Origin of the sequence: Streptomyces sp. UNOB3_S3, assembly GCF_020740895.1 — a bacterium.
GTDB lineage: Bacteria > Actinomycetota > Actinomycetes > Streptomycetales > Streptomycetaceae > Streptomyces.
Map to the genome: position 1 here is coordinate 1 of NZ_JAILXP010000649.1, position 1,798 is coordinate 1,798.

At 73.1% G+C, this 1,798-nt stretch carries 3 protein-coding genes; 1 reads left to right on the plus strand and 2 read right to left on the minus strand.

The annotated features are described in order from the left end of the window. A partial coding sequence (locus tag K6I33_RS34695) for a PLP-dependent aminotransferase family protein (RefSeq protein WP_229358775.1) occupies positions 1 to 664 on the plus strand: 664 nt, incomplete at its 5' end. A gap of 25 nt (positions 665 to 689) precedes the next feature. Here K6I33_RS34695 and K6I33_RS34700 read toward each other — a convergent pair. Together K6I33_RS34700 and K6I33_RS34705 are read right to left on the minus strand one after the other, a co-directional pair. Continuing rightward, the gene (locus K6I33_RS34700) at positions 690 to 1,583 is read right to left on the minus strand and encodes a YwqG family protein (protein ID WP_229358776.1); all 894 of its coding nucleotides are present in this window, start codon (positions 1,581 to 1,583) and stop codon (positions 690 to 692) included. Between the two features lie 30 nt (positions 1,584 to 1,613). Further along, the coding region (locus tag K6I33_RS34705) for a hypothetical protein (RefSeq protein ID WP_229358777.1) at positions 1,614 to 1,798 on the minus strand (185 nt) is incomplete at its 5' end.

Genomic DNA, 1,798 nt, shown 5'->3' on the forward strand with positions numbered 1-1,798 from the left:
CAGCCACCCCGACCGCCGCGCCGCCGTCGCCGACTGGGCCGCGCGCACGGGCGGGGTGATCGTCGAGGACGACTACGACGGCGAGTTCCGCTACGACCGCCAGCCCGTGGGAGCCCTCCAGGGACTGGCCCCCGAGCACGTCGTCTACTGCGGCACCGCCAGCAAGTCCCTCGCCCCCGGCCTGCGCCTCGCCTGGCTCGTCCTCCCCGAACACCTCGTCGCCGACGTCGTGGACCTGCGCCGGTCCGGCGAGTGGGGCATGGGCGTTCTCGATCAGCTCACCCTCGCCGAGTTCATCAACTCCGGTGGCTACGACCGTCACATCCGCGCCATGCGCCTCCACTATCGCCGCCGCCGCGACGACCTCGTCTCCGCCCTCACCCGGCACGCCCCCCACATCCGCGTCACCGGCATCGCCGCCGGCCTCCACGCCGTCCTCGAACTCCCCCCGGGCACCGAGCAGTCCACGATCCAGGCCGCCGCCTGGCGGGGCCTGGCGGTGCAGGGCCTGAGCGCCTTCCGTCACGCCGCCGCGGACGACTCCGTCCCGGTCCCCGTGCCGGACGGCCGCGACGGCCTGCTCGTGGCCTACGGAACGCCCGCGAAGCACGCCTTCGCGGGGGCGCTGGAGACTCTCATCGACGTCCTGCCGCCGGCGTCGTGATACGCGACAGCGGGATTCACCGTGCTCAGGAGCACTGCATGGTGAACATCGCTTGATCGAAGCGGCCGGCGGCCAGGTCCTCGGGGCGTATGAGCCAGTAGAGGGCGCCGCAGTCGCCCCACATCATGTCGGCGTCGTCATCGGTGTCGATCTGGGCGAGGAGCGTCCAGCGCCCGGCCTCCTCCTCGACGCGCGGGTCGCTCCAGGCGATGTCGCCGCCGTCGCGGTTGAGGAAGCCGTGGGCGATCTCGTACTCCACGGGGTTCTGGACGGGGTTGGCGTGGCCGCCGATGAGGTGGTCGGCGTCCCGCTCCAGATCCCACAGCGCCTCGACGAACGCCTCGGCCTCCGCCGGGTGGCGGTTGTGGTCCTTGACGACACCGTCGCGGTGCAGGGCCGCGACGAAGTCCGGGTGCCAGGAGTCGGGCGCGGTCCACTTCACACGGGCCGTCAGCGGCACGGCCGGGTACGGCTCGAACTCCACGTCCTCGTCGTCGACGACGGGCCAGGCGCGCTCGGCCACCGCGACCCCGGCCGGGACGTGGACGACCCGGGCGCCCGCCCACGTCTCCGGCTCCCCGGGCCAGACCAGGGAGTCGCCGTCGTCGATCTGTCCGTCGAAGTAGAAGAACGACAGCGTCCCGTCGGCGGGCAGCGCTATGTCCAGCGCGCCCTTGGGCAGCGCGGCACAGTCGACCGACGCGATGAACGACAGCGGCCCGTGCTCCTCCCACACTGGCCACGCCATGCCCTCCGGCAGCTCGGGCAGCCCGCCCAGCCGCCCGACCACCACGTCCTCCGCCCCCGGCTCCGGGGTCGCCACCAGCCGCGCGGCCGGGCGGCACAGGGAGATCCAACGCTCGGCGAGGTCGGCGGGCAGAAGCGTCCGGGCGAGGTCGTGCAGCGTGCTCTCAGTCATGCCGACGATGATGCACGGCACCACTGACAATCACGTCTGAGCAGCGAGGATGTCCCGGATCGCGGCCATGCCGCGCCTGGTGGCGGCGACGGCGCCGGAGGCGTCGGCAGTGGCCTTCTCGGTACGGCAGTCGCGGCATGACGTCTCGTCGGCGACCGGGCGGAACATGCGCCCGCAGCCGCCCGGGCGCCGACGAGACGTCATGCCGCGACTGC